Origin of the sequence: Jannaschia halovivens (assembly GCF_046452375.1) — a bacterium.
Lineage (GTDB): Bacteria > Pseudomonadota > Alphaproteobacteria > Rhodobacterales > Rhodobacteraceae > Jannaschia > Jannaschia halovivens.
On the sequence record NZ_JBKFDJ010000001.1, the window covers coordinates 735,113 to 758,727 of the forward strand.

The following is a 23,615-nucleotide window of genomic DNA, read 5'->3' on the forward strand; positions in this document are numbered from 1 at the left end:
GCCGCGACGATCAGGCGGAGGGCGTTCACGATTGTGCCTCCAGCTGCCGGACGAGCGGCCCGAGGATGTCGCGCCAGACCTCTTCGGTCAGGGCGCCGACATGGCGATAGCGGATGCGCCCCTCGGCATCGATCACGTAGGTCTCGGGCACCCCCGTCACCCCGAGCGCCGCACCGATCCGTCCATCCGCATCCGCGCCGGTCGCCCGGTAGGGGTCGCCGAGATCGCCGAGGAACACACCGCCCGCCCCCGGCGCGTCCTTCCAATTCAGCCCGAAGAGCGCGACCTCGCCCTCGGCCCCCAGCCGCGTCAGCATCGGATGCTCGCTCCGGCAGATCGTGCACCAGGAGGCGAAGACATTGATCAGCGCCACCTCGCCGCGCAGGTCCTCCGACGACAGCCCCGGCCCCGTGCCTGCCAGCGCCGGCTGCGCGAAGACCGGAAGCGGGCGGTCGAGATAGCCCGCGCCGTCCTGCCGGTCCCCACCTGCGGACCCGAATACGAGAAGACCCCCGAGCAGCAGGAACGCCGCGGGCGGGATCAGCATGGCCTTACGGATGCGGCGCGCCATCATGCCTGCACCGTCGGCGGGTGGCGGGCCCGCTGCGGTGCCCCGACGCGCATCCGGCGATCCGAGAGCGACACGAACCCGCCAAGCGCCATCGTCATCGGCCCGAGCCAGATCAGCAGCGCAAGCGGGTGATGGTACAGACGCGCGACCCATTCGCCGCGGTCGTTGGGCGCGCCGATCGCGACATAGAGGTTCGACAGGAACACGGCCTTGATCCCCGCCTCGGTCGTTGTGGTGCGGCTGACGGTGTAGAAGCGCCGCTCGGAGGTCATGGTCGCGACCGGCTCCCCGTCGCGGGTCACGGTGAACCGCCCCTCGTCCGAGATGAAGTTCTCGCCACTGACCTGCGCCACGCCCGCAAGCGTGACCTCGTACCCGGCCAGCGCCACGCTGTCGCCGGGCACCATCGACACGATGTGCTCCTCCTGGAACGCGGTGACAGCCGTGATGCCGGCGACGGCAAGGCCCAGCCCGGCATGGGCGAGCACCATGCCATAGACCGAACGCGGAATGTTGCGCGCGAACCGCGCGCTCCGGCCCGGCGAGACGTCGAAGAGCCGCGTCCAGATCGCCAGCGTCCAGAGCGATCCCGCCACCAGCCAGACCGCAAGCCCGAGGCCCGCGGCGGCGAAGGGATGCGCCCCGCCGCCCCAGACGAAGACCCCGAGTGCCGTAACCAGCGCGATGGCGGCGGGGGGGCGAAGCTGCCCCAGGACGCGGCGCAGGCTGTCGCGCTTCCACCGCAGGATCGGACCGGCGGCGACCGCGATCAGCAGCGGTATCATCAGCGGCACGAAGGTCTGGTTGAAGTAGGGCGGCCCGACCGACATCTTGTCCGGTCCCATCAACTCGACGACCAGCGGGTAGAAGGTGCCGACGAACACCGTGCCCGCCGCCACCAGAAGGAAGATGTTGTTCAGGATCAGCCCGCCCTCCCGGCTGACCGGCGCGAAGACGGCGGGCTTGTCGAACGTTCCGGCGCGCAGTGCGAACAGGGTCAAACCGCCCCCCGTCGCCGCGAAGAGGATCGCCAGCACGCCGACGCCGCGTGACGGATCGGTCGCGAAGGCGTGCACGCTGGTCAGAAGGCCGGAGCGTACGAGGAACGTGCCCACGAGGCTCAGCGAGAAGGTCAGGATGGCCAAGAGGACCGTCCAGACGATCAGCGTCTGCCGCCGCTCGACCACCAGCGCGGAATGCAAGAGCGCCGTCCCGACGATCCACGGCATGAAACTCGCGTTCTCGACCGGATCCCAGAACCACCAGCCGCCCCAGCCCAGTTCGTAATAGGCCCAGTAGCTGCCCAGCGTGATGCCGATGGTCAGAAAGCACCACGCGGCCAGAACCCAGGGCCGCACGAAGCGGGCCCAGCTCGAATCGATCCTGCCTTCGAGAAGGGCCGCGACGGCAAAGGCGAAGGTCACCGAGAACCCGACATAGCCGAGATAGAGAAACGGCGGATGGATCGCCAAGCCGATGTCCTGCAGGAGCGGGTTCAGTTCCCGCCCGTCGCTCGGCGAAGGCGACATGCGCGCGAACGGGTTCGAGGTGAAGATCATCAGCGCGAGGAACGCCGCCGAGATCATCCCCTGCACCGCCAGCACGCGCGCCTTCAGCGTCGCGGGCAGGTTGGCCCCGGTCAGCCCGAGTGCCGCGCCGAAGAGCGCGAGGATCAGCACCCAGAGGAGCAGCGAGCCCTCGTGGTTGCCCCAGACGCCCGTCAGCTTGAAGAGCGTCGGCATCGTCGAATTGGAATGCATGACGACGACCCGCAGCGACAGGTCGGTCACCGCAAAGGCCTGCACCAGCGCGGCGAAGGCCAGCACCACGAAGCCGCACAGCACCACCGATGCGGTGTTGGCGAAGGTCATCAGGTGGGATTCGCCGCGGCTGGCGCCGATCAGGGGCACGACCGCCTGCGCGACCGCGATCAGCAGTGCCAGCACCAGGGCGAATTGTCCGATCTCCGCCACCATCGCCGCACCCCCACAGTCTTAAGCGCGCCCGGCGAGACGCGTCGCATGTGACGGCTCGCCTGAGTCGCCATAATACCACCTTGCCGCCGGGGCGGTCCCCCGTCCCCTGAGCGGCGCAGACGCCTGCAGTGTTGGCGCAAGACCGCGCCCTGTCCAGAACGACCTTCGCCGCCCGCTTGCGGATTCCCGCCGGGGCCTCGCGTGAATCTGCCGGTTTGGCGGGCGCGGCGAGACGCGGAGTCGCCCGAGCGGTGCGGAGCGGCTAACGAATGGCGTTCGCCCGATGACACGCGGTCCGAGGTTCAGAATGACGATTGCCACGCCCGAGCAAAGCTTCGCGACATCGACCGCGGCCAAGCCCGGCCCAAAGCCCGCCCCAGACACGTCGCGCGGCCGCAAGTCCGGCGCGCCCGAACTGATCGTCATGCTGAGCCTGTCGGCGGCGGCGATCGGGTATGCCTGGACCCGGCGCCTCGAAGGCGATCTCACCGCGGAAACCGGTTGGGGCTATGCGCTCGGGATCGTCGGCGCGCTCGCGATGCTGACCTTGCTCCTTTATCCGCTACGCAAGCGGATCGTGAAGCTCCGGGTCATCGGCAACGTCCGAAGCTGGTTCCGGATCCATATGATCCTCGGCATCGTCGGTCCGACCCTGATCATCCTCCATGCCAATTTCGCGCTCGGCTCGCTCAACAGCTCCGTCGCGCTCTTCGCGATGCTCGTCGTCGCCATCAGCGGCCTGATCGGGCGCCTGTTCTACGCCCGGATCCATCGCGGCCTCTACGGTCGGCGCGCCTCCGTGCGGGAATATCTCGACGACATGGAGACCCTGAAGCACGAGTTCGACACCGACATGCCCGACCCCGCATGGCTGCTGCAGACGCTCCGCGACTACGAATCGTGCCGGCTGGCACCGACCCAGGCGCTCTGGACCAGTCTCGGGCGGGCGCTGAGCGGTCCCGCCTCGCGGTTTCGCCTGCGCCGGGAGGTGATGCGCCGCTACGCCCGGACCGTCGAACAAGCGGGCGGTCCGCGCCGTGATCGCAGCCAACTGGTCCGCCGCCATCTCGACAGCTATCTGCACGCCGTCGCGCGGGCCCAGTCCTTCGCGCTCTACGAACGGCTCTTCGCGCTCTGGCACCTCTTTCATCTTCCGCTGTTCGTGATCCTCGTGATTGCTGCTATCGTGCACGTCGTGGGAGTTCACCTGTACTGAATGCACGTCACCGGCCGCACCTGTCGTCACGCAGCACGCCTTCTTCTGGCCGGGGCTCTTCTGCTGACCGCGCCCTCCGCCGCACCCGCCCAGACCCTTCTGGAACGGCTGGTGATGCCCGGCGATCTAATCGAGGGCCACGCCGAGTTCGAGAGTGACTGCGCCAACTGCCACGTCTCCTTCTCGGAGGAGGGCGAGACGGCGCTCTGCCTGGATTGCCACACGGCCGTCGACCGCGACATCACCGACCGCCGCGGCTTTCATGGCCGCAGGCCCGAGGTGCTGGATCAGGATTGCCGCGTCTGCCACACCGACCACGAGGGGCGCGACGCCGATATCGTGCAGCTCGACACGGCCGCCTTCGATCACACCGATACCGATTTCGCCCTCGATGGCGCGCATGAGATCCTGCCCTGCGCCTCCTGCCATGTCGAAGGCGCGCAGTTCCGCGACGCCCCGACGATGTGCGTCGATTGTCACATCGAGGATCAGCCCCACGAAGGCCGCCTCGGGCGCGACTGCACCGCCTGCCACGCGCCGACCGACTGGGTCGAGCTGCGCCCCTTCGACCATGATGCGACCGACTTCGCGCTGGTCGGCGCGCATCAGAACATCGACTGCATGTCCTGCCATGTGGGCGAAATCTATGACGACCTGCCGACGGATTGCATCGACTGCCACCGGATTCAGGACGTCCATGCGGGGGCCTTCGGCGAGGACTGCGCCACCTGCCACATCGTCGAAGCCTGGACCGAGGTCCGGTTCGACCACACGCGCGACACGACGTTCACGCTGGTGGGCGCGCATGACGAGAGCGGCTGCGAATCCTGCCATACGACCAATGCCTACGAGACCGTCCTTGCAACCGACTGCTACGCCTGCCACGCGGAAGACGACGCCCATGCCGGTCAGTTGGGCGAGGCCTGCGAGACCTGCCACAATCCCGTCGACTGGTCCGAAGACGTCGCGTTCGACCACGACATCACCCGGTTCCCGCTCCTCGGGCTGCACACGCTCGTTCCCTGCGAGAGCTGTCATCTCGACGCGACGTTCCGCTCCGCCGAATTGGCCTGCGCAAGCTGCCACAGCGAGGATGACGTCCACGGCGACAACCTCCCGGACCAGTGCGAGACCTGCCACAACCCCAACGGCTGGGACTTCTGGACGTTCGATCACGACACACAGACCGAGTTCGCGCTGACCGGGGCGCACGAGGGTCTGACCTGCGAAGCATGCCATGCCGCGGACGCGCCCCTCGAGACGTCGCAGGACTGCGCCTCCTGCCATGCCGAAGACGACGTTCATGGCGGACGCTTCGGTCGGACCTGCGACCAGTGCCACGCGACGGACAGCTTCGAGGGGGCCCGGCTGCGCTGACCGCCGCGCAGCCCGAACCGCGCCCTACAGGATCTCGGCGATCATACGCGCCGCTTGGACGGCGCCGCCGGGCGCGACGGGTGCGGGGCGACGGGGCGCGCGAAGCTCGGCCAGCATGGCCGTCGCGATCTGTTCGGTGCCCGTCTCCGCATAGGTCATCCGCCGGCCGGCCCCGTAGCGGTCGAGCCGGGCGGCGACGTGGAAGTTCTGCTCGAAATGATTGCGAAGCGGGAAGTAGAGGAACGGTGTCGCCGCCGCCGTCAGCTCCATGCAGGTGCTCAGCCCGCCTTGAACGAGCGCCAGGTCGCAGGCGGCGAGGTGGCGATCGAGATCGGGCACGAAGGCGCGCATCTCGACGCCAGCGGGGACATCGAACCGGGCCGGGTCCAGCCGCGGCCCCGTGACCACGATCATGCGCAGATCGGCGATCCGTTCGCGCGCGAGTGGATAAGCCTCGAGAATGCGGGCGATGAGCGGCGCGCCGACGGCCGAGCCGCCGACCGCGACGATGCAAACCGGTCGCCCGTCATCATAGCCCAGCTCGGCCCGCAGGTCGTCGCGTTGCCCGAATTCGGACGGATGCCGCCCGAGGATGTAATCGGCGAACTCGTAGTGATCCGGCACCCAGTCGCGCATGCGCGGCAGTCCGTCGCCAAGGCTCAGGTCGGCGATATCGTCCCGCCCGCCCACGAAGATCGCCCGGTCACGGATCTGGGGGCGACCCTCGACATGCTCGATCATCTCGGCGTTGTAATCGGTGGTCAGCGCTGCCTCCGAAGGGCCGTTCTCCTCGAAAGGCACGAACCCGACGAAATCGGTGAGCCAGGCCATCGGCGCGCGCTTCAGGTCGGGGTGCTCGTGCCAGTGGTGGTCGACGTCCCAAGCCTCGTCGGCGATGACCACGTCGTATCGTGTCTCCTCCAGCGCCTCCTGGAAAATCATGAAGTTGAGCGCGAGGATCTCGTCCATCGAACGGATGGCCTGGAAGGCGTGAAGCTCGTGGCGGCCTGCCTCGGATTCGATATGCGCACTTTCGGAGGCGAGGCGCCGGCTCATGGGATGAACATGTTCGCCCTCGGCGCCCAGAAGGCGCGTCACGGGATCCTGTGCCAGCCAATCGATCTCGAGATCCGGGTGCAGCGCCCGCAATTCGCGTGCGATGGCCAAGTCGCGCCGCGCGTGACCGAGGCCGATGGGCGAAGACAGGACCAAGGCGCGCCGCTCGGTCGTCGCCCGCCGCTTCGGGGTCGGCGCCCCCAATTCGGCGGCGAGGAAATCGCGCATCGTCAGGTTGAAGCGGGCCGGGAAGCGGGCATGCAGGCCATGGCCCGCGTCGTCCCATTCATGGAGCGTGCCCCCCGTCAGCTCCGCGATACGGCGCGACCCATCGGGCGGCGTGATCTCGTCCTCGGTGCCGACCACGACCAGCGATGGGCATCGCACGCGACGATACATCTCCTCGTCGATCGCGTATTGCCCAGGCTCCCGCGCCTGCGTCATCAGCAGCATCTCGGGATCGCCCTCCATCGCCCAGGCGACGGCATCCTCGCGCTGCTTGGTGGAATGCGGCTCGTTCTGGACGCGGCCCAGGAAGAACTCCGCGAAGTCGCGATAGTCGCGGCGCCAGTGCATGGCGTTGTACTTGTCCCAGCCATCGGGCGCGGGTCCGGGGTCGGCATCGAACCCGGCGGCCCGGTGATCGTAGGGCGGCACGATCGGGGTCCACGCGCCGGTCGAGACGACCGCCTCGACGCGTTCGGGAAAATGGGCGGCGACCGCGAATGCAATGGCGCTCGAGAACGACAGGCCGACCAGGGTCGCGCGTTCGATCCCGAGCGCGTCCATCACCGCGGGCACGTCCTCGATGATCCGGTCGACCGCGTAACCCTCTGGCGCGTCTGGGCGGTCCGACTTGCCGTTGCCGCGCGGATCGAAGGTCACGACGCGGTGGGTCTGGGCGAAATACGGCACCTGTCCCTTCCAGCAGCGCGAATGGATTAGCGCCCAGGTCGGCACGAACAGGATGGTGCCCGGCCCCTCTCCGAATACTTCGTAGGCGAGCCGTGTACCGGGGCGGTCGACCATGCCGGTCGTGTGGGGTTCGAGTGCGCGCATGAGCCTAGTCCTTCTCGAAGCTTTCGATGAGGGTGCCGAAGCGGCGAAGGGCGCGGATCGCGGGAAAGCGATCGGCCGGATAGCCCAAGAGGATATGGGTTTCCGCGCCCATGAAGGCCGAGGCCACCAGCGCCGCGACATCGTCTGCCGCAAAGGGTCCGAGCGCGCCGTGTTCGCGCTCGAACTGGCGGACCAGCCTGAGGATCAGCTCGTACCAGCGCCGGAGCGCCGGACGCACGACGCCGCCGACCGCCTCGTCCGACCAGCCCGCCGCGATCAGCTCGTTGATGACCCGGACGAAACCGGAGGCGAGGTCCGCTTCGAGATAGTCGCAGGAGAGCGCCCATTTTCGCGACAGCGGCAGGTCCGGGTTTTCGAAGGTCGCGGCCTGACGCGCAATGAGGTCGTCGTTCATGCGCTCGAACAGCGCGAGGATCAGCCCCTCCTTCGATCCGAAATGGTAGCGGATCTGGCTCATCTGCGTGCCCGCCTTTGCAGCCACGCTTCGGGTGGAAAGACCCGCGTAGCCCTGGGTCAGGAGCACGGTCTTGGCGGCATCGAGCAGCACCGTCCGCGTATCGACCCGTCGCCCGGTCGTCGCCGTCATGATGTCCACCAAGCAATGCGTTGCGAGTGCGAGGTTTGAAGGCATCTTGCGACAGACATGGCGGGAGAGCCGGGATGCGTGCGTGGCCGAGTGCGGTCACGCGCCACCTGACGAAAGGCTTCGCAGGGCACCACAGTGGTCCGACTCTTGGTAATCGGCCTGCTGGCCGCACGTTCGGCTAGGGCCATGCAGCATACGGTCACGCAGTGGGCGGCACCATCACATCCCCTACCGATCATCGGGCCACAATTCGATGGCATCATCGGCTCCTCCTCTGACGGCCCCTCGAGACGTTATTCGTTCGAACGAACTAAATCAAGGCCGGCCGAGGTCCGCCCCCTCGCCCTTTCATCAATCGTCCGGCCGAATCGTCCGCCACTGGATCTCAAGTCGGCACACGACAACCGGGGGCTTTCCTGGCCCCATGGGTGCGTTCACCTCACCCACGAACCGTCCCGGTGATACGCACCGCCTCTCCCGCTCGAACCCGATATCCGCGAGGAGATGGGGCGCTGCGGCCGCCAGCCGCTCCACCTCCGACCTCGTGACCGCATCGAGGTCCGGCGCCCTCTTCCACCGCCACTGCAAGCGGTAAAATGCCCTAGCCCCTTCCAGAACGCACACGCCCATACCGCCGAGCCACCGCATCGCATATTCCTATCGTCAAACGCGATCAGACCGAAAGGCAGGCTTGATGGCAAACCAGACTTCGTCCAGTCTAGGATCACTAAATATCACCCTACAGAACTCTATGCGCTTGCCCTCGCTCAACGCCCTCCGCGCCTTCGAGGCTGCTGCCCGCCATGGCGGCTTCGTCGATGCGGCAGCGGAGCTTCATGTCACCCGAGGCGCGGTCAGCCGCCACGTAAGGGGGCTGGAGGCCGATCTCGGCGTGGCGCTCTTCGCGCGGCAAGCGCAGGGCGTGCGCTTGACGGCGACCGGCGCGCGCCTTCTGCCGGTGTTGACCGAGGCGTTCGGCCACGTCGGTCGCGAACTTGACCGCATCCGGGCGGACGCGCAGGACCTGCGCATCCTCTGCCCGCCGGCCACGTCGGTCCGATGGCTGATCCCACGGCTCGACGGGTTTCGCCGCGCGCATCCCGATCTTCGCGTCCGTCTGACCACCGGCTTCCACGGGCAGGACGGCTTCGACGCGGCGGAATACGACGTCGCCTTCTCGGTCGAAAGCTGGCTGGCGCGCTCCGACGCCATCGTCTCGCAGACGCTCTTTCCCTTCCGGCTGACCCCGGTCTGCGCGCCGCAGTTCCTGGCCCGCACGGGCCCACTCGACACGCCAGCCGACCTGGCACGCTGCGAACTCCTGCACGAGACGCCGCAGCGGCACGACTGGACCGCCTGGGCGCGGGCCTTCGATCCCGGGGGCGCGTTGGACCTGCGGGGCGGCCTGGAGTTCCCGAACCTCGATACCGCGATGCGCGCGGCCGTCTCGGGGGCCGGGGTCGTGATGGCCGACCTGGTTCTCTGCCGGGAGGAACTGGCCTCGGGCGCGCTGGTGACGCCCTTTCCGCGGATGGTCTGCGACGGGCCGTTCGGCGGGGTCTCGCTGCTGGCCGCGCGGGACGCCTGGCACGAGCCGAAGGTCGCGCGGTTCCGCGACTGGGCCGTCGCCGCCGCCGAAGACGAGGCGCCGTTCGAGCCGCAATTGTCGGACGGATAAGGACCGCGCCACCCAAGCAGCACCCGGACGGTCAGAGGCCGGTCCGAGGTCATCGCCTCTTCGTTGCGCTGGCTTCCCGACGAACGCGCGGCTTGCGCGACCGAAGCATGTCGTGAAATAATGATCTATATTTTCACGGAGTCGAATCCATGTCAGCCTTGGGTGCCGATCTGCGGGCGTTGCGACAGTCTCGGGGCCTGACCCTCGCGGCGCTGGCGGACCGGCTGGATCGCTCCGTCGGCTGGATGAGCCAGGTCGAGCGCGACCTCTCGACGCCCGACGATGCGACCCTCGCGCGGATCGCCGAGACGCTGGACGCTCCGCTCTCGATGCTGACCGACCGCGCGGCCGGCGAGGTCGTCCGCGCCGACCGGCGTCGGCCGATCGGCGAGCGGGTGCCCGGCCTGACCGAAACGCTGCTGTCGCCGGACCTGACCGACGGGTTCGAGGTGATCCATTCCACCTTCCGGCCCGGCGCCCGGAGCGAGGGGCGCGTCTCCCGGCACACGACCGAGATCGCGCATCTTCTGTCGGGGCGGCTGACGGTCTGGCTGGGAACGTCGCGCCACGACCTCAACGCCGGGGACACCATCCGCCTGCGCGGGCAGGCTTTCCGCTGGAGCAACCCGCATCCCGAGGCCGCCGTCGCGATCTGGATCATCAGCCCCGCCATCTACACCCAAGGAAGCACCGCATGACCGAGACCGCCCGCGTCGTCATCATCGGCGGAGGCGCGGTCGGCGTGTCCTGCCTCTACCACCTGGCGTTGGCGGGCTGGACCGACTGCACGCTTCTGGAGAAGAACGAGCTGACGGCCGGGTCCACCTGGCACGCGGCGGGCAATTGTCCGACCTTCTCGACCTCGCTGGGGATGACCAAGCTCCAACGCTATTCGATGGAGCTTTACCGCGGGCTGGAGGCCGCGACGGGCACACCCTTCACCTATAACGTCACGGGCGCCGTGCGGTTGGCCCATACCGCCGACCGGATGCGTGAATTCGAACATGTCGCCGCGTGGGGCCGGAAGCTCAAGATGCCGACGGAAATGATGTCCGTCGACGACATACGGGACGCCTATCCCTTCCTCGAGACGCACGACCTCGCCGGCGGCTTCTGGGACGCCCATGACGGCGATGCGGACCCCGCCTCGCTGACGCAGGCCCTCGCGGCGGGGGCGCGGCAACTGGGCGCGACGATCCATCGGTTCCGCCCCGCGACGGGGGTCAGCCGCAACCGGGACGAATGGGTCGTCCATACCGACAAGGGCGACATCCGCTGTGCCTATGTCGTCAATGCGGGCGGCTACTACGCACAGCGCATCGGTGAGTGGTTCGTGCCCCATGGCGGGCGGCGGGTGCCGATGACCGTGCTCCAGCATCAATACCTGCTGACCGAGGAGATCCCAGAGATCGCCGACTGGACGCGGACGCATGGCCGCAAGCTGCCGCTTTTGCGCGACCCGGACGTCTCCTACTACCTGCGGCAGGAGAAGACCGGTCTGAACCTCGGACCCTACGAGCGTGGGGGCCAGCCCTACTGGACCGATGGCTCCATGCCCGAGGACTTCTCGTTCCAGCTCTTTCCCGACGATCTCGAACGGTTGGAGCCCTATATCGAGGACGCGATGGCGCGCGTGCCGCTTCTGTCGACGGCGGGTATCGGAAAGGTCATCAACGGTCCGATCCCCTACGCACCCGACGGGTTGCCGCTGATCGGCCCCATGCCGGGCGTGCCGAACGCGTTCGAGGCCTGCGTCTTCACCTTCGGGATCGCGCAGGCGGGCGGCGCCGGCAAGCTTCTGACCGACTGGATCGTCGAGGGCGCGCCGGAATGGGATGCCTGGGCGATGGATCCGCGCCGCTTCACCGGATGGGCCGATCAGGACGCGGCGGACGCGATGGGGTTGCAGGTCTATCGCCACGAATACGCGCTGCACCATCCGTTCCACGCCTGGCCCGAGGGGCGCGACAAGCGGCTGTCGCCAGTCCATGACCGGATCGTCGCGGTGGGCGGCCAGATGGGCGCGTTCGGCGGTTGGGAGCGGGCGCTCTGGTATGCGCGGCCGGGCGACGACACCACCGAAGTTGCGACCGAGACCTTCGACCGCGCGGGCCCGTGGTGGGGCGCCGTGGCCGAGGAGGTCGCGGCCGTGCGCGACGGGGCGGGCGTGATCGACATCTGCGGCTTCACGCGCTTCGACCTTGAGGGAGACGGCGCCGCGGACTGGCTGGCGGGTCGCATCGCCGGACGGATGCCCCGGACGGGACGCATGGGGCTTGCGTATTTCGCAGATGCGCGCGGTCGTTGCCTGACCGAGATGTCGGTGATCCGCCGCGACGCGGACGCCTTCACCCTGATCACGGCCGCCGCGGCGCAATGGCACGACCGGGACGTCCTGCGGGACGGCCTGCCCGACGGCCTGACCCTGGCCGACCGGACTGAGGCGGTCTCGACCCTACTCGTCACCGGCCCCGAGGCCCGCGCCGTCCTGACCGCTGCCGGGACCGAAGCCGATCTCGCCCTGCCCTGGCTCTCGCACCAGCGCGTCGAGGTCGCGGGCCGTCCCGCCATGCTGGCGCGGGTGTCCTTCGCGGGCGAGCTCGGCTGGGAGATCCATGCCGGGCCCGAGCACATGCCCACCATCTGGGATGCCGTCACGGGGGCGGGCGCGCAACCCTTCGGTATGATCGCCCTCGACTCGATGCGGATCGAGAAGGGCTGGCTGTCCTGGAAGGGCGACCTCTCGACCGACTACACCCTCGAAGAGCTGGGGCTCGAACGGTTCATGACAGATCCGGGCACGCCCGCGCGCCGCCTCGTCCTTCTGGCGCATGAGGGCGAGCGCGAGCCGCCCTACATGGCCAACGTCCTCTCGGACGGGGAGATCGTGGGCGAGGTCACCTCGGCCGCATATGGTCACCGCGCCGGGATGCCCCTTGCGCTGGCAATGGTGCCCCTGGCGCAGGCCGGTCCCGGAACGAGACTGTCGCTGGACATCTTCGGTGAGCGCGTGGCCGCGCGGGTGCTGGACGGCCCTGCCTGGGACGCCGATTTCGCGCGGATCCGGGCATGACCGCCCTGCCCGCCTCGGCCCGCGCGGTCGTCATCGGCGGCGGCGTCATCGGCTGCTCGGTCGCCTACCACCTGGCCAAGCTGGGCTGGAACCCGGTCCTCCTGGAGCGCAAGCGCCTGACCTCGGGCACGACCTGGCACGCGGCGGGCCTGATCGCGCAACTCCGTGCGACGCCCGCCATGACCCGTCTGTCGCGCTACAGTCAGGAACTCTATGGCACGCTCGAAGCCGAGACCGGCCTCGCGACCGGCTTCCGCCGCTGCGGGTCGATCACCGTCGCACTGACCGACGACCGCCGCCAGGAGATCGCGCGGCAGGCCGGGATGGCGCGCGCCTTCGGCGTCGAGGTCGAGGATATCGGCCCGACCGAGATCGCGGCGGCCTATCCCCATCTCAACCTGGAGGGCGTCCGTTCGGGCGTCTGGCTGCCGAAGGACGGTCAAGGCGATCCGACCGGCATCGCGCTGGCCCTCGCCAAGGGCGCGCGGCAGGCTGGGGCGACCATCGCCGAGCAGACGGAGGTCAGGGGCGTACGCAGCACGGGGAGCCGTATCACGCATGTCGAATGGCAAAGCGGTGCCGAGACGGGCGTCATCGCCTGCGACCACGTCGTCAATTGTGCGGGCATGTGGGGCCGCGACGTGGGCGCGATGCTGGGCGCGCCGGTGCCGCTTCAGGCCTGCGAGCATTTCTACGTCGTGACCGAGACGATCGAGGGCCTCGGCACGCTGCCCGTTCTGCGGGTGCCCGACGAATGTGCCTACTACAAGGAGGATGCGGGCAAGATTCTGCTGGGCACGTTCGAGCCCGTGGCCAAGCCATGGGGGCCGATCCCGCCCGCGTTCGAGTTCGACCAGCTCCCCGAGGATATCGACCATTTCGAGCCCATCCTCCAACGCGCCATCGCGCGCATGCCGATGCTGGCCGAGGCAGGCATCCACACGTTCTTCAACGGCCCCGAGAGCTTCACGCCCGACGATGCCTACCATCTTGGCCCCTGCCCCGGCACCGACAACGTCTGGGTCGCGGCGGGCTTCAACTCCATCGGCATCCAGTCGGCAGGCGGCGCGGGTCTGGCGCTGTCGCAATGGATGGAAGATGGCGACATGCCGTTCGACCTGAAGGATGTCGACATCGCGCGGATGGAACCGTTCCAGGCGAACCGACGGTATCTGCGGGCCCGCGCGTCCGAAAGCCTCGGGCTCCTCTATGCCGACCATTGGCCCGCACGGCAGAAGGCTACGGCGCGCGGCGTCCGCCGCTCGCCGCTCCACCGCGAGCTTCTCGACCGGGGCGCGGTGATGGGCGAGCTTGCGGGATGGGAGCGGGCCAACTGGTTTGGGCACGAGGGCGCTTCGTACGAGTACGGCTGGGGGCGGCAGACATGGTGGCAGGCGCAGCGCGCCGAACATCTCGCACTCCGCGCGGGCGTCGGCCTCTACGACATGTCGTCCTTCGGCAAGCTGCGGATCGAGGGGCGCGATGCGCCCCGCCTCATGGCGCAGGCCTGCGGGGCGGATCTCGACGTGCTGCCGGGGCGTATCGTCTATACCCAGATGCTCAATACCCGCGGCGGGGTCGAGGCGGACGTCACCGTGACCCGGCTGGCCGAGACCCGCTTCCTGATGGTCACGCCCGCGGCCACGCGCCTGCGCGACGAGACGCGGCTGCGGCGGCTCGCGGCGGGGATGGAGGTGGCGATCACCGACGTGACCGCGGGCGAGGCCGTGATGGCGGTCATGGGGCCGCGGGCGCGCGATCTTCTGGCCGCCGTCGTGGCCGAGGACATGGACGACGCGGCCCATCCCTTCGGCACCGCCTGCGAGGTCGAGCTGGGCCTCGGCCTCGCCCGGCTGCACCGCCTGTCCTATGTCGGCGAACTGGGCTGGGAGGTCTATGTCTCGGCGGACATGGCCATGCATGCCTTCGAGACGATCCTCGACGCCGGGCGCGATCACGGGCTGACGCTTGCGGGGCTGCACGCGATGGACTCGCTCCGGCTGGAGAAGGGCTTCCGGCATATGGGTCACGATATCACGCCGGCCGACCACGTGATCGAGGCGGGGTTGGGCTTCGCCTGCCGCAAGACCGGCGGATATGTCGGGGCCGACGCCGTGGACGCGATGCGCAGCACCGGCCCGCCCCGCCGGCTGCTGCAATTCCGTCTGGACGATCCCGAGCCGCTTCTGTTCCACGCCGAGCCGATCCTGCGGGACGGCGAGGTCGTGGGGCATACGACCTCGGGCGGCTACGGCCACAGCATCGACCGGGCGATCGGTCTCGGCTATGTCCCCTGTCCCGACGAGACGGCGGCCGCGGTGCTGGCATCGACCTACGAGATCGAGGTGGCGGGCGTCCGCGTCCCCGCAACTGCGTCCCTGAAGCCGATCTTCGACCCCAAGGGCGAGCGGATGCGGGGCTGACGCCAGATCAGGGGACAGGAAGGCCCATCGCGGCACTTCGGCGCGCGGGCGCGTTGCCCGTTGTGGCCGCCCCCGAGGCTGCTAGAACGGGCCGCGATGATGTCTGATGATGCCAATCCGGCGCGACGCTGGCTCCCGATCGCGCTGGCCCTCGCGGCCTGCCTTGCGCTGGCGGCCGGGCTGGCCGCGTGGACGGGACGCTCGGCGGCGTCCGCGCCCCTGCCCGCGCCCGGCCTCGGGGCACCGGTGACAGCGGAGGGCCTGCGCGGGAACGGGTATTACGTGACCGTCGCCGTGCTGGAGGCCGTCTATGCCGCCTTCGCGCAGACCGACGAGGCCGCGATCTACGACGGCTTGGCCGAGGTCGCGGCGGCGGAGGCGCTGGAGGCGCTCTATCTCGAACGGGCCGGGGCGCTGGCGACCGGGGGATTGCCCGACCAGGTGGTTCATGAGTTGAGCCTGACCGACGGCACCTGGCGCATCGCCGACGGGGCCATGACCGCCGATGTCCGCTGGGCCGTCCTGGGCGAGGTCGGCCATTCCGAACACACCCATATGCGCGGCAATGCCTATGGCGCCGAACTGACGATCGCTCCTGCCGACGGTGCGTGGCGCCTGACGGAATTTAGCCTGACCGAGGTGGACCGCACCGGGGCCGGGACGCTGACGACCCTTTCGGAGGCGGACCAGCCGGCATCCGACGACGCCCCCGCCGTGGCGCCGCCGGGATGATCTCGGTCCGTGACTTGCGGTTCGGCTATGCCGGGGGGTTCGCGCTCGACGTGCCCGAACTCGACGTCGCCGCGGGTGAGCGGGTGGCGATCGTCGGGCCGTCGGGCTCGGGGAAGACGACGCTCCTGAACCTCGTCTCGGGGATCGCCGTGCCGCGCGAGGGCCGGGTGACGCTGGACGGCCAGGAGGTCGGCCCCCTTTCGGACCGGGCTCGCCGGGCGCTGCGTGCCGCCTCCATCGGTTTCGTGTTCCAGGAATTCGCGCTGGTCGATTACCTGACCGCCGAGGGCAACGTCCTCTACCCCTACCGCGTCGGCGCCGGGTTGCGGCTGGATCGCGATGTTCGGGATCGGGCCCGCGCGCTGCTGGCCGATTTCGGGCTGGGCGAGAAGACCCGCCGGCGACCCGCAGAGCTCAGCCAAGGCGAGCGGCAGCGCGTGGCGATCGCCCGCGCCCTCGTGACGCGTCCGAAGGTCATCCTGGCCGACGAGGCGACGGGAAATCTCGATCCCGCCAACAAGGCCGCGGCGCTGGACCTTCTCTTCGCGCAGGCCGCCGAGACCGGCGCGGCCCTTCTTTGCGTGACCCATGACCACGAGCTTCTGCCCCGCTTCGACCGGGTGATCGACTTCGCGGATCTGAGGATGGCGGCATGAACGCGGTCTACCTCGCCGCCGCCAACCTGCGGTTTCACTGGGCGCGCACGCTGGTCCTGATCATGGCCGCGGCACTGGTCTTGGCCGTGCCCGTGCTGACCCGCGCGCTGCTGGCCCAGGGCGAGGCCGCGCTGACCGCCCGCGCCGAGGCGACGCCGCTCCTTCTGGGCACGCGCGGCAGCCGGTTGGACCTCGTGATGGCGGGGGCCTATTTCACCGACGACCTGCCCGAGCCGACGACGATGGCCACCGCCGAGGCCGTCTGGGACTCGGATCTCGGCATCCCCGTGCCTCTGCATACGGCGTTCACCTCGGACGGGGCGCGCATCGTCGGCACGACGCTCGACTATTTCGACCTACGCGCGCTGGATCTGGCCGAGGGCCGCCCCTTCGCGCTTCTGGGCGAGGCGGTGCTGGGCTCGGCCACGGCCGCCCGACTAGGGACCGGCAAGGACGCGACGATCCTGTCGGATCCCGAAAGCCTCTTCGACCTCGACGGGGCCTACCCGCTGGAGATGACGGTCGTGGGCGTGCTGACGCCCACGGGCACGCCGGATGACGACGCGGTCTTCGTGGACATCAAGACGGCCTGGGTCATCGCCGGCATCGGGCACGGCCATGACGACATCATCGCCGAGGGCGAGGACGCCGCTGCGGCCGCCGCCCGCGTGGTTCAATACGCCCGCATCACCGAGGCCAATATCGACAGCTTCCACTTCCATGGCGACCCGGCGGATTATCCGGTCACCGGCGTCATGGTCGCGCCCCATGACGCGCGCGCGGCCACGATCCTCCGGGGCCGCTATCTCGACGCCGACGGCCCGGTGCAGGCGGTCGTGCCCTCGGACGTGATCGACGCGCTGGTCGCACGGTTGCTGCGCATCGCGTCGCTGGTGGACGCGGTGACGGTTGTGGTGGGCGCGGCCGCCGCATTGGCGCTGGGGCTGGCGCTGTTCCTGTCGTGGCGGCTGCGCGCGCCCGAGATGCGCACGGCCTTCGCACTGGGCGCCGGGCGCGGCATGATCGCGCGGCTGGCACTGGCCGAAGTGGGGCTGATCCTGCTGGGCGCCGTATTGCTGGCGCTGCCACTTGTCATTGCACTGCAATCATTTGCGCCTACCATTGCCGCACGCCTCATCGCACTTGGTTCCTGAAGGAGATCGCATGTTTCGCCTCGCCCTTGTCGCCTCTCTCGCCGCCGCCCCCGCGGCCGCGCATTACGGCATGATCATTCCGTCCGATCCAATGCTGTCGCAGGAGGACGGGCGCGCGATCGACCTGACGCTCTCGTTCTCGCATCCGTTCGAAGAGGACGGCATGGTGCTGGAGCGGCCCGAGGCCTTCACCGTGACACATGACGGCACGACGACCGACCTGCTGGGCGATCTCTCGGAGGCCACGGTCATGGATGAGCCGGGATATACACTGACCCACGAACTGGATCGGCCCGGCACCCATGTCTTCGCCATGACGCCCGTCCCCTATTGGGAGCCCGCTGAGGACGCGTTCATCCAGCATTTCACCAAGACCTACGTCTCAGCCTATGGCGACGACGAGGGGTGGGATGCCGAACTCGGGCTGCGCACCGAGATCGTGCCGCTGACCAAGCCGTTCGGTCTCTGGGCGGGGAACGTCTTCCAGGGGATCGTCCATCTGGACGGCGCGCCTGTGCCCTATGCCGAGGTCGAGGTCGAATTCTACAACGAGGGCCAGGGCGCCGGCGTCCCCTCAGACCTGATGATCACCCAGACCGTCAAGGCCGACGGCAACGGCGTCTTCACCTACGCCGCCCCGGCAAGCGGCTGGTGGGGCTTTGCCGCGCTCAACACCGCGCCCGAGACCATGGCCTTCGAAGGCGAGGACAAGGCCGTCGAGCTGGGCGCTGTGATCTGGGTCCGCTTCGAGGAATGGATGTCCCGGTGATCCGCACTGCCCTTACATTTGTATTCCTTCTGGCCCTGACGGGGCCGGCACTTGCCCACCGCGTGAACGTTTTCGCGTCGGTCGAAGAGGACACCGTGACAGTCGAGGCTCGATTCTCGACCGGGCGCATCCCGGTCTCTGGGGAGGTGCGCATCGAGGATGCCAATGGCCAGACCGTCGCGACCTACCCTCTGGGCGCGGACGGCACGATGCAGTTCTCGCTCGCCGGACTTCCCTACGAGGACGGTCTCGCCATCAGCGTGCGAACCGGCGACGATCACGAGGGGTACTGGCTGCTGACGCCCGCCGACATCACCTCGGGGGGCGAAGGGTCGTGATCCGGGCCCTCGCCGCGCTGGCCGTCCTGAGCGGGCCTGCATTCGCGCAGGATCGCCCCGTCATCGTCGCCGACAGCTATCCCGTGGCGTTCTTCGCCGGCGCGCTGGCAGGCGATGCGGCCGAGGTGCGGCTGGCCGTCCCCGAAGGGCGCGATCCGTCCTCCTGGCGGCCCGGCCTGTCCGAGATCGTGGCCATCCAGGCGGCCGACCTGATTGTTTTGAACGGCTCGGGCCTGTCGGACTGGACGACGCGCGCGGCGCTGCCCCGGTCCCGCACCGTCGACACCGGGCGCGGCATAGCGGACGACCTGATCGCAACCGACACCATCACCCACAGCCACGGGCAGGAGGGCAGCCACAGCCACGAGGGCGTGGCGACCCATACCTGGCTCGACCTCGACCTCGCCGCACGGCAGGCCGAGGCGCTGGCCGCCGCGATGGCGCGCGCCCTGCCCGACGCGCCGGTCGCGGCCAATCTCGACGCCCTGCTGGCCGATCTGGATGCGCTCGACGCGACCGGCGACGCGCTTGTCGAGGGCGCGCCCGTCCCCGTGATCGCGAGCCATCCCCGATACGAGTATCTCGGCCGCGCCTACGGCCTCGACATCGCGGCGCTCGACTGGACGGCAGGCGTCGCGCCGGACGCGGCGCGACTGGCCGCCCTGAAGGCCGCGCGGGCCGAGACCGGCGCGCGCATCTTCATCTGGGAGGCCGAACCGCCCGAAGCGGCCCGCGCGGCTGTCGCGGCCCTCGGCCTCGCGCAGGCGGTCATCCCGCCGCTCGCGACGCCTCCGGCCGAGGGCGACTTCCTTTCGGCGTTCCGTGCGGGCCTGGCCGAATTGGCCGCTGCATTGGACGCGCTCGGCTGAGCCGACGGTCGCCGCCTGCGATGCGCGGGGGGCTGATGCGACAGCGATTTGCGGCCGCGTGACCGACCTGTCGATCTGCCAAGAGCTTACGTCCATTCCGACACGGCAATCGACGCTCCGGCCTGCACTCGCCCGGAACGCGAACACCACTCGCCTCAGCCGAATTTTCGTTGTAGCTCAAGCGACATGACCATCGTCGAAGACCCCATCGAACTCGAACAGACCAACACGCATGAATGCCCGATCATCGGCATCGGCGCCTCGGCGGGGGGGCTGGAGGCGATCCGCGACATGTTCGCCTCGGTCGGCGCAGCCAGCGACCAGGCCTTCGTGATCGTCCAGCATCTCGACCCCACCCATGTCAGCATGATGGCCGAGCTGATGGACCGCCATACCGGGCTCGAGGTGCGCCAGATCGAGGGCGGCGAGCGGGTGCAGCCGGGCCGCGCCTACGTGATCCCGCCGGGTGCCTCGCTCACGATCGACGACGGCGTCCTGACGCTCAGCCCATTCGACGAGCCGCGCGGCGTCCGGCGTCCGATCGACGACTTCTTCCATTCGCTCGCCCGCGACCAGGGGCCGAACGCGGCTTGCATCATCCTGTCGGGCACCGGCTCGGACGGGTCGGCGGGCCTGCGCGCCATCAAGGAGCGGGGTGGCATCTGCGCCGTCCAGAAGCCCAGCACCGCGCGGTTCGACGGGATGCCCATGTCGGCCATTGGCACGGGGCTGGTGGATTTCATCCTGCCCGTCGAGGAGCTGTGCCCGCGCCTCGCCGCCTTCTTCGAGAACAAGGAGGAGACCGAAAAGGCCGCCGAGCTCTCCTCCTTTGTCAGCGATCACGTTCAGGAAATCTGCCGCGCCCTGCAAAAGACGGTCGGGCATGATTTCACGGGCTACAAGCCCTCGACGATCATGCGCCGGATCGAGCGGCGGATGCACGTCCTCGAGATCCAGGAGGCCTCAAATTACCTCAAGCGGATCGAGGCAGACGAGCAGGAGTGCGAAGCACTGTTCCGCGACCTCCTGATCAACGTCACCAACTTCTTCCGCGACCCGGACATCTTCGAGAAGGTCCGCGAAATCGCAATCGCCGACACGGTGCGACGGGCCGAAACCTCGCGCACCATCCGCGTCTGGGTGCCCGGCTGTTCGAGCGGCGAGGAAGCCTACACCATCGCCATCCTCTTCGCCGAGGAGATCAAGGCGCAGGACAAGGTCTGCGACGTCCAGATCTTCGCCACCGATATCGACGAGCAGATGCTCTCGCAGGCCCGCGAGGGGCGCTATTCGCTCAGCGGACTCAAGCACATCCCGTCGGGCATCCGCGACGGCTACGTCTACGGGAGCGAGGGCCATTTCGAGATCACCTCCGCGATCCGCGACATGGTCCATTTCTCGACCCACAGCCTGATCAAGGATCCGCCCTTCTCGAAGCTCGACTTCGTGTCGTGCCGCAACCTGCTGATCTATCTCGGGGACGAGATCCAGAAGGCGGTGATCCCGCTCTTTCACTACGCGCTCAAGCCCGACGGCTACCTGCTCCTCGGCTCCTCCGAGAGCATCGGGTCGTTCGACGATCTCTTCGAGGCGGTCGATCAGAAGGCGCGGATCTACCGCCGTCGGCCGGGCAAGCGCGCCTATCCCCGAAACTTCCCCATCAGCACCGGCTATCCCGGCGACGGGACCCCCCAGCGCCGGGCCCGGCGTCCGAGCCACGCGCAGGAGCCGGTGGTCGCCAACGCGGCCAGTGAGAAGCTCCTGTCGGCCTACGCGCCCGCGCATATCATCATCGACCGCCACGGGGACATCGTGACGAGCCGGGGCAAGCTGACCAAGTTTCTCGATTTCCCGTCCGGCGAGCCCACGCGCCACCTTCTGTCGCTTGCCCGCCGCGAATTGCGCGACGCGCTCTCGCCGCTTCTGCGGCGCGCGACCGAGACGCAGAGGCGGCAGGCGCGGCAGGGCGTCGAGATCCGCTCGGAGTTCGGTGTCCAGACGGTGGACATCGTCGTCGATCCGATGGCCGACGGCACGGTGCTGATCGTCCTGCCAGAAGCGGATGCCTTCCGCCAGGAGATCGCCGGGGATGTGGTCGATGCGCCCGAGCCGGTCGATGTCGTCCACGACCTGGAGGAGGAGCTGCGGCTGACCCGCTTCCGCCTGCGCGCGACCGTCGAGGATCTCGAGACCGCGAACGAGGAGCTCAAGAGCTCCAACGAAGAGATGATGTCGATGAACGAGGAGCTGCAATCCTCGAACGAGGAACTTTCGACCGTCAACGAGGAGATCAAGTCGAAGGCCGACCAGTTGGCCATCCTGAACGCGGATATGCGGCATTTCCTCGAATCCACCGATTTCGCCCTGGTCGTGGTCGACGAGGCGCTGCAGGTCCGCAATTTCACCGCCAGCATCACCGAGATCTTCCCGCTCAACGCCGGCGACCGGGGTCGCAACCTGACGGAGGTCCGGTCCTTCGTGGATGACGACCGCATCTTCGAGGATTGCCGCGTGGTGCTGGAGACGGGACGTCCCGTGCAGCGCCTTGTGGTCCGGAACGACGGCACGAAGACCTATTCGATGAAGATCCGCCCCTACCGCACGACCCCGGAGACGATCGAGGGCGCGACGCTGACCTTCTCGGACGTATCGAACCTCGAAGAAACGAAGCAGGCGCTCGAAACGCAGTCCGAACGGTTGCGGATCGCGATCTCGGCGGCCGGGATGGGCGTGTGGGATTTCGAGACCGAGAGCGGCAAGACCAATGTCGATGCGACCATCCGCGAGTTCTATGGCATGCCCCCGACCGGCGAGCCGCTGCTGTCGGATTTCCTCGACGTGATCCACGAGGACGACCGGGACGAGGTGGCGCGCACCCTGTCCGAGGCAGGTGAGAGCGGTGCGCCGTGGAACAACTCCTTCCGCGTGCCCAAGCCCGACGGCAAAACCATCTGGCTGCAGGGATCAGGCCGCGTCGTCGAGACCCGGGGCACGCAGAAGATGTTCGGCGTCAATTTCGACATCACCGAGCAGAAGGAGGCGTTCGAGGCCCGCGACCTCCTCCTGCGTGAGATGAACCACCGGGTGAAGAATCTCTTCGCCGTGATTTCCTCGATGGTGAGCCTCGCGCGGCGCGACACCGACGATCCCGACCGCATCGTCACCCGCGTCCGCGACCAGATCAGCGCACTGGCCGCCGCACATAACATCACGCAGCAACGCCAGAGCTTCCGGACCATCCCGCTGCCGGAGCTGGTAGAGGCCATCATGTCGCCCTTCCGCGCGACCCACGCGATCGCGCTCGACGGCCCCCAGATCGACGTCTCGACGCAGGTCATCACGCCGCTGGGCCTGATTCTGTTCGAATGGGCGACCAACGCGTCGAAATACGGCGCGCTGTCGAATTCCGACGGCCGGGTGACGATCAAATGGTCCGTCCAGCCCCTGCCCGAGGGCCAGAGCGAAGTCGTCATCGGCTGGAGCGAAACCGGTGGTCCAGCGGTGACGGAACCGGACGCCGACCGACTGGGTTTCGGTTCCAGACTGATCGAAAGCTCTGCCCGTCAGCTCGACGGCCAACTGGCGGACAAGTGGCGAAAGGACGGGGTGCAACGGACCCTCGCCTTTCCCCTCAGCGGGCTGGACTGATCGGCGGCACGGCAACGACCGGGACGGGACATGCTGACGGGACGCAAGATTTTGCTGGTGGAGGACGAAGCCTTCATCGCGATGGACCTCGAACACCAACTGACCGACCAGGGGGCGATCGTCGTCGGCCCGGTCGCTACGCTGCGCAAGGCCGAAGATGCCGCCCGGCACGCAGAGATCGACGCCGCGATCCTCGACATCATGCTCGGCCGGGACGAGGTCTTTCCCGCGGCCGACATCCTGCGCGATCGCGGGGTGCCCTTCCTCTTCCATTCCGCTCATGCCGAGCTAGACCGTATCGAACGCGCCTATCCCGGCGTGGGTCTGGTCCAAAAGCCGGGCGGCCCGAACGAGTTGATGCGACGGCTCGCGGCCCTGCTCGACGCGCGCGCCGCCGCCTGAAAGAAGGACCG

The 23,615-nt window shown here is 68.5% G+C and carries 18 protein-coding genes; 14 read left to right on the forward strand and 4 right to left on the reverse strand.

Annotated elements, in window-relative coordinates:
* Positions 1-25: 25 nt before the first annotated feature.
* A complete protein-coding gene (locus ACK8OR_RS03695) occupies positions 26-574 on the reverse strand; it encodes a DsbE family thiol:disulfide interchange protein (RefSeq protein ID WP_410188100.1) in 549 nt (182 codons plus the stop codon).
* Entirely contained in the window at positions 571-2,547 is a 1,977-nt protein-coding gene (locus ACK8OR_RS03700; RefSeq protein WP_410188101.1) for a heme lyase CcmF/NrfE family subunit, read from the reverse strand. The genes ACK8OR_RS03695 and ACK8OR_RS03700 overlap by 4 nt, the downstream gene beginning before the upstream one ends.
* A gap of 307 nt (positions 2,548-2,854) precedes the next feature.
* Between ACK8OR_RS03700 and ACK8OR_RS03705 the strand changes: the two genes are divergently transcribed.
* Both ACK8OR_RS03705 and ACK8OR_RS03710 read left to right on the forward strand, forming a co-directional pair.
* Entirely contained in the window at positions 2,855-3,763 is a 909-nt protein-coding gene (locus ACK8OR_RS03705; protein ID WP_410188102.1) for a hypothetical protein, read from the forward strand.
* Complete coding sequence (locus ACK8OR_RS03710) at positions 3,764-5,140, forward strand: hypothetical protein (protein WP_410188103.1); 1,377 nt, start codon at positions 3,764-3,766, stop codon at positions 5,138-5,140.
* A 24-nt stretch (positions 5,141-5,164) separates the two neighbouring features.
* On the opposite strand, the gene ACK8OR_RS03715 is transcribed toward ACK8OR_RS03710, so the two are convergent.
* A complete protein-coding gene (locus ACK8OR_RS03715; RefSeq protein WP_410188104.1) occupies positions 5,165-7,255 on the reverse strand; it encodes an alpha/beta fold hydrolase in 2,091 nt (696 codons plus the stop codon).
* Positions 7,256-7,259: 4 nt separating this feature from the next.
* Positions 7,260-7,862, reverse strand: a complete 603-nt coding sequence (locus ACK8OR_RS03720) for a TetR/AcrR family transcriptional regulator (protein WP_410188105.1) — start codon at positions 7,860-7,862, stop codon at positions 7,260-7,262.
* A gap of 751 nt (positions 7,863-8,613) precedes the next feature.
* On the opposite strand from ACK8OR_RS03720, the gene ACK8OR_RS03725 reads away from it, so the two are divergent.
* The 12 genes from ACK8OR_RS03725 to ACK8OR_RS03780 all read left to right on the forward strand — a co-directional run bounded on the left by ACK8OR_RS03725 (position 8,614) and on the right by ACK8OR_RS03780 (position 23,604).
* On the forward strand, positions 8,614-9,540 hold the full coding sequence (locus tag ACK8OR_RS03725) for a LysR substrate-binding domain-containing protein (RefSeq protein WP_410188106.1): 927 nt from the start codon (positions 8,614-8,616) through the stop codon (positions 9,538-9,540).
* 149 nt (positions 9,541-9,689) lie between these two features.
* On the forward strand, positions 9,690-10,238 hold the full coding sequence (locus ACK8OR_RS03730; protein WP_410188107.1) for a helix-turn-helix domain-containing protein: 549 nt from the start codon (positions 9,690-9,692) through the stop codon (positions 10,236-10,238).
* On the forward strand, positions 10,235-12,613 hold the full coding sequence (locus ACK8OR_RS03735; RefSeq protein WP_410188108.1) for a GcvT family protein: 2,379 nt from the start codon (positions 10,235-10,237) through the stop codon (positions 12,611-12,613). The genes ACK8OR_RS03730 and ACK8OR_RS03735 overlap by 4 nt, the downstream gene beginning before the upstream one ends.
* Positions 12,610-15,036, forward strand: a complete 2,427-nt coding sequence (locus tag ACK8OR_RS03740; RefSeq protein ID WP_410188109.1) for a GcvT family protein — start codon at positions 12,610-12,612, stop codon at positions 15,034-15,036. The genes ACK8OR_RS03735 and ACK8OR_RS03740 overlap by 4 nt, the downstream gene beginning before the upstream one ends.
* Before the next feature lie 96 nt (positions 15,037-15,132).
* Entirely contained in the window at positions 15,133-15,768 is a 636-nt protein-coding gene (locus ACK8OR_RS03745; protein ID WP_410188110.1) for a hypothetical protein, read from the forward strand.
* Entirely contained in the window at positions 15,765-16,424 is a 660-nt protein-coding gene (locus ACK8OR_RS03750; protein ID WP_410188111.1) for an ABC transporter ATP-binding protein, read from the forward strand. The genes ACK8OR_RS03745 and ACK8OR_RS03750 overlap by 4 nt, the downstream gene beginning before the upstream one ends.
* Complete coding sequence (locus ACK8OR_RS03755) at positions 16,421-17,578, forward strand: ABC transporter permease (RefSeq protein ID WP_410188112.1); 1,158 nt, start codon at positions 16,421-16,423, stop codon at positions 17,576-17,578. Before ACK8OR_RS03750 ends, ACK8OR_RS03755 begins: the two co-directional genes overlap by 4 nt.
* 10 nt (positions 17,579-17,588) lie before the next feature.
* On the forward strand, positions 17,589-18,347 hold the full coding sequence (locus ACK8OR_RS03760) for a DUF4198 domain-containing protein (protein ID WP_410188113.1): 759 nt from the start codon (positions 17,589-17,591) through the stop codon (positions 18,345-18,347).
* On the forward strand, positions 18,344-18,685 hold the full coding sequence (locus tag ACK8OR_RS03765) for a hypothetical protein (RefSeq protein WP_410188114.1): 342 nt from the start codon (positions 18,344-18,346) through the stop codon (positions 18,683-18,685). Before ACK8OR_RS03760 ends, ACK8OR_RS03765 begins: the two co-directional genes overlap by 4 nt.
* Entirely contained in the window at positions 18,682-19,554 is an 873-nt protein-coding gene (locus ACK8OR_RS03770; protein ID WP_410188115.1) for a metal ABC transporter solute-binding protein, Zn/Mn family, read from the forward strand. Before ACK8OR_RS03765 ends, ACK8OR_RS03770 begins: the two co-directional genes overlap by 4 nt.
* 186 nt (positions 19,555-19,740) lie before the next feature.
* Positions 19,741-23,202 carry a chemotaxis protein CheB gene (locus ACK8OR_RS03775; protein WP_410188116.1) on the forward strand — a complete coding sequence of 1,154 codons (3,462 nt, stop codon included), beginning with the start codon at positions 19,741-19,743 and terminating at the stop codon, positions 23,200-23,202.
* 30 nt (positions 23,203-23,232) lie between these two features.
* Complete coding sequence (locus ACK8OR_RS03780) at positions 23,233-23,604, forward strand: response regulator (RefSeq protein ID WP_410188117.1); 372 nt, start codon at positions 23,233-23,235, stop codon at positions 23,602-23,604.
* Positions 23,605-23,615 lie beyond the last annotated feature (11 nt).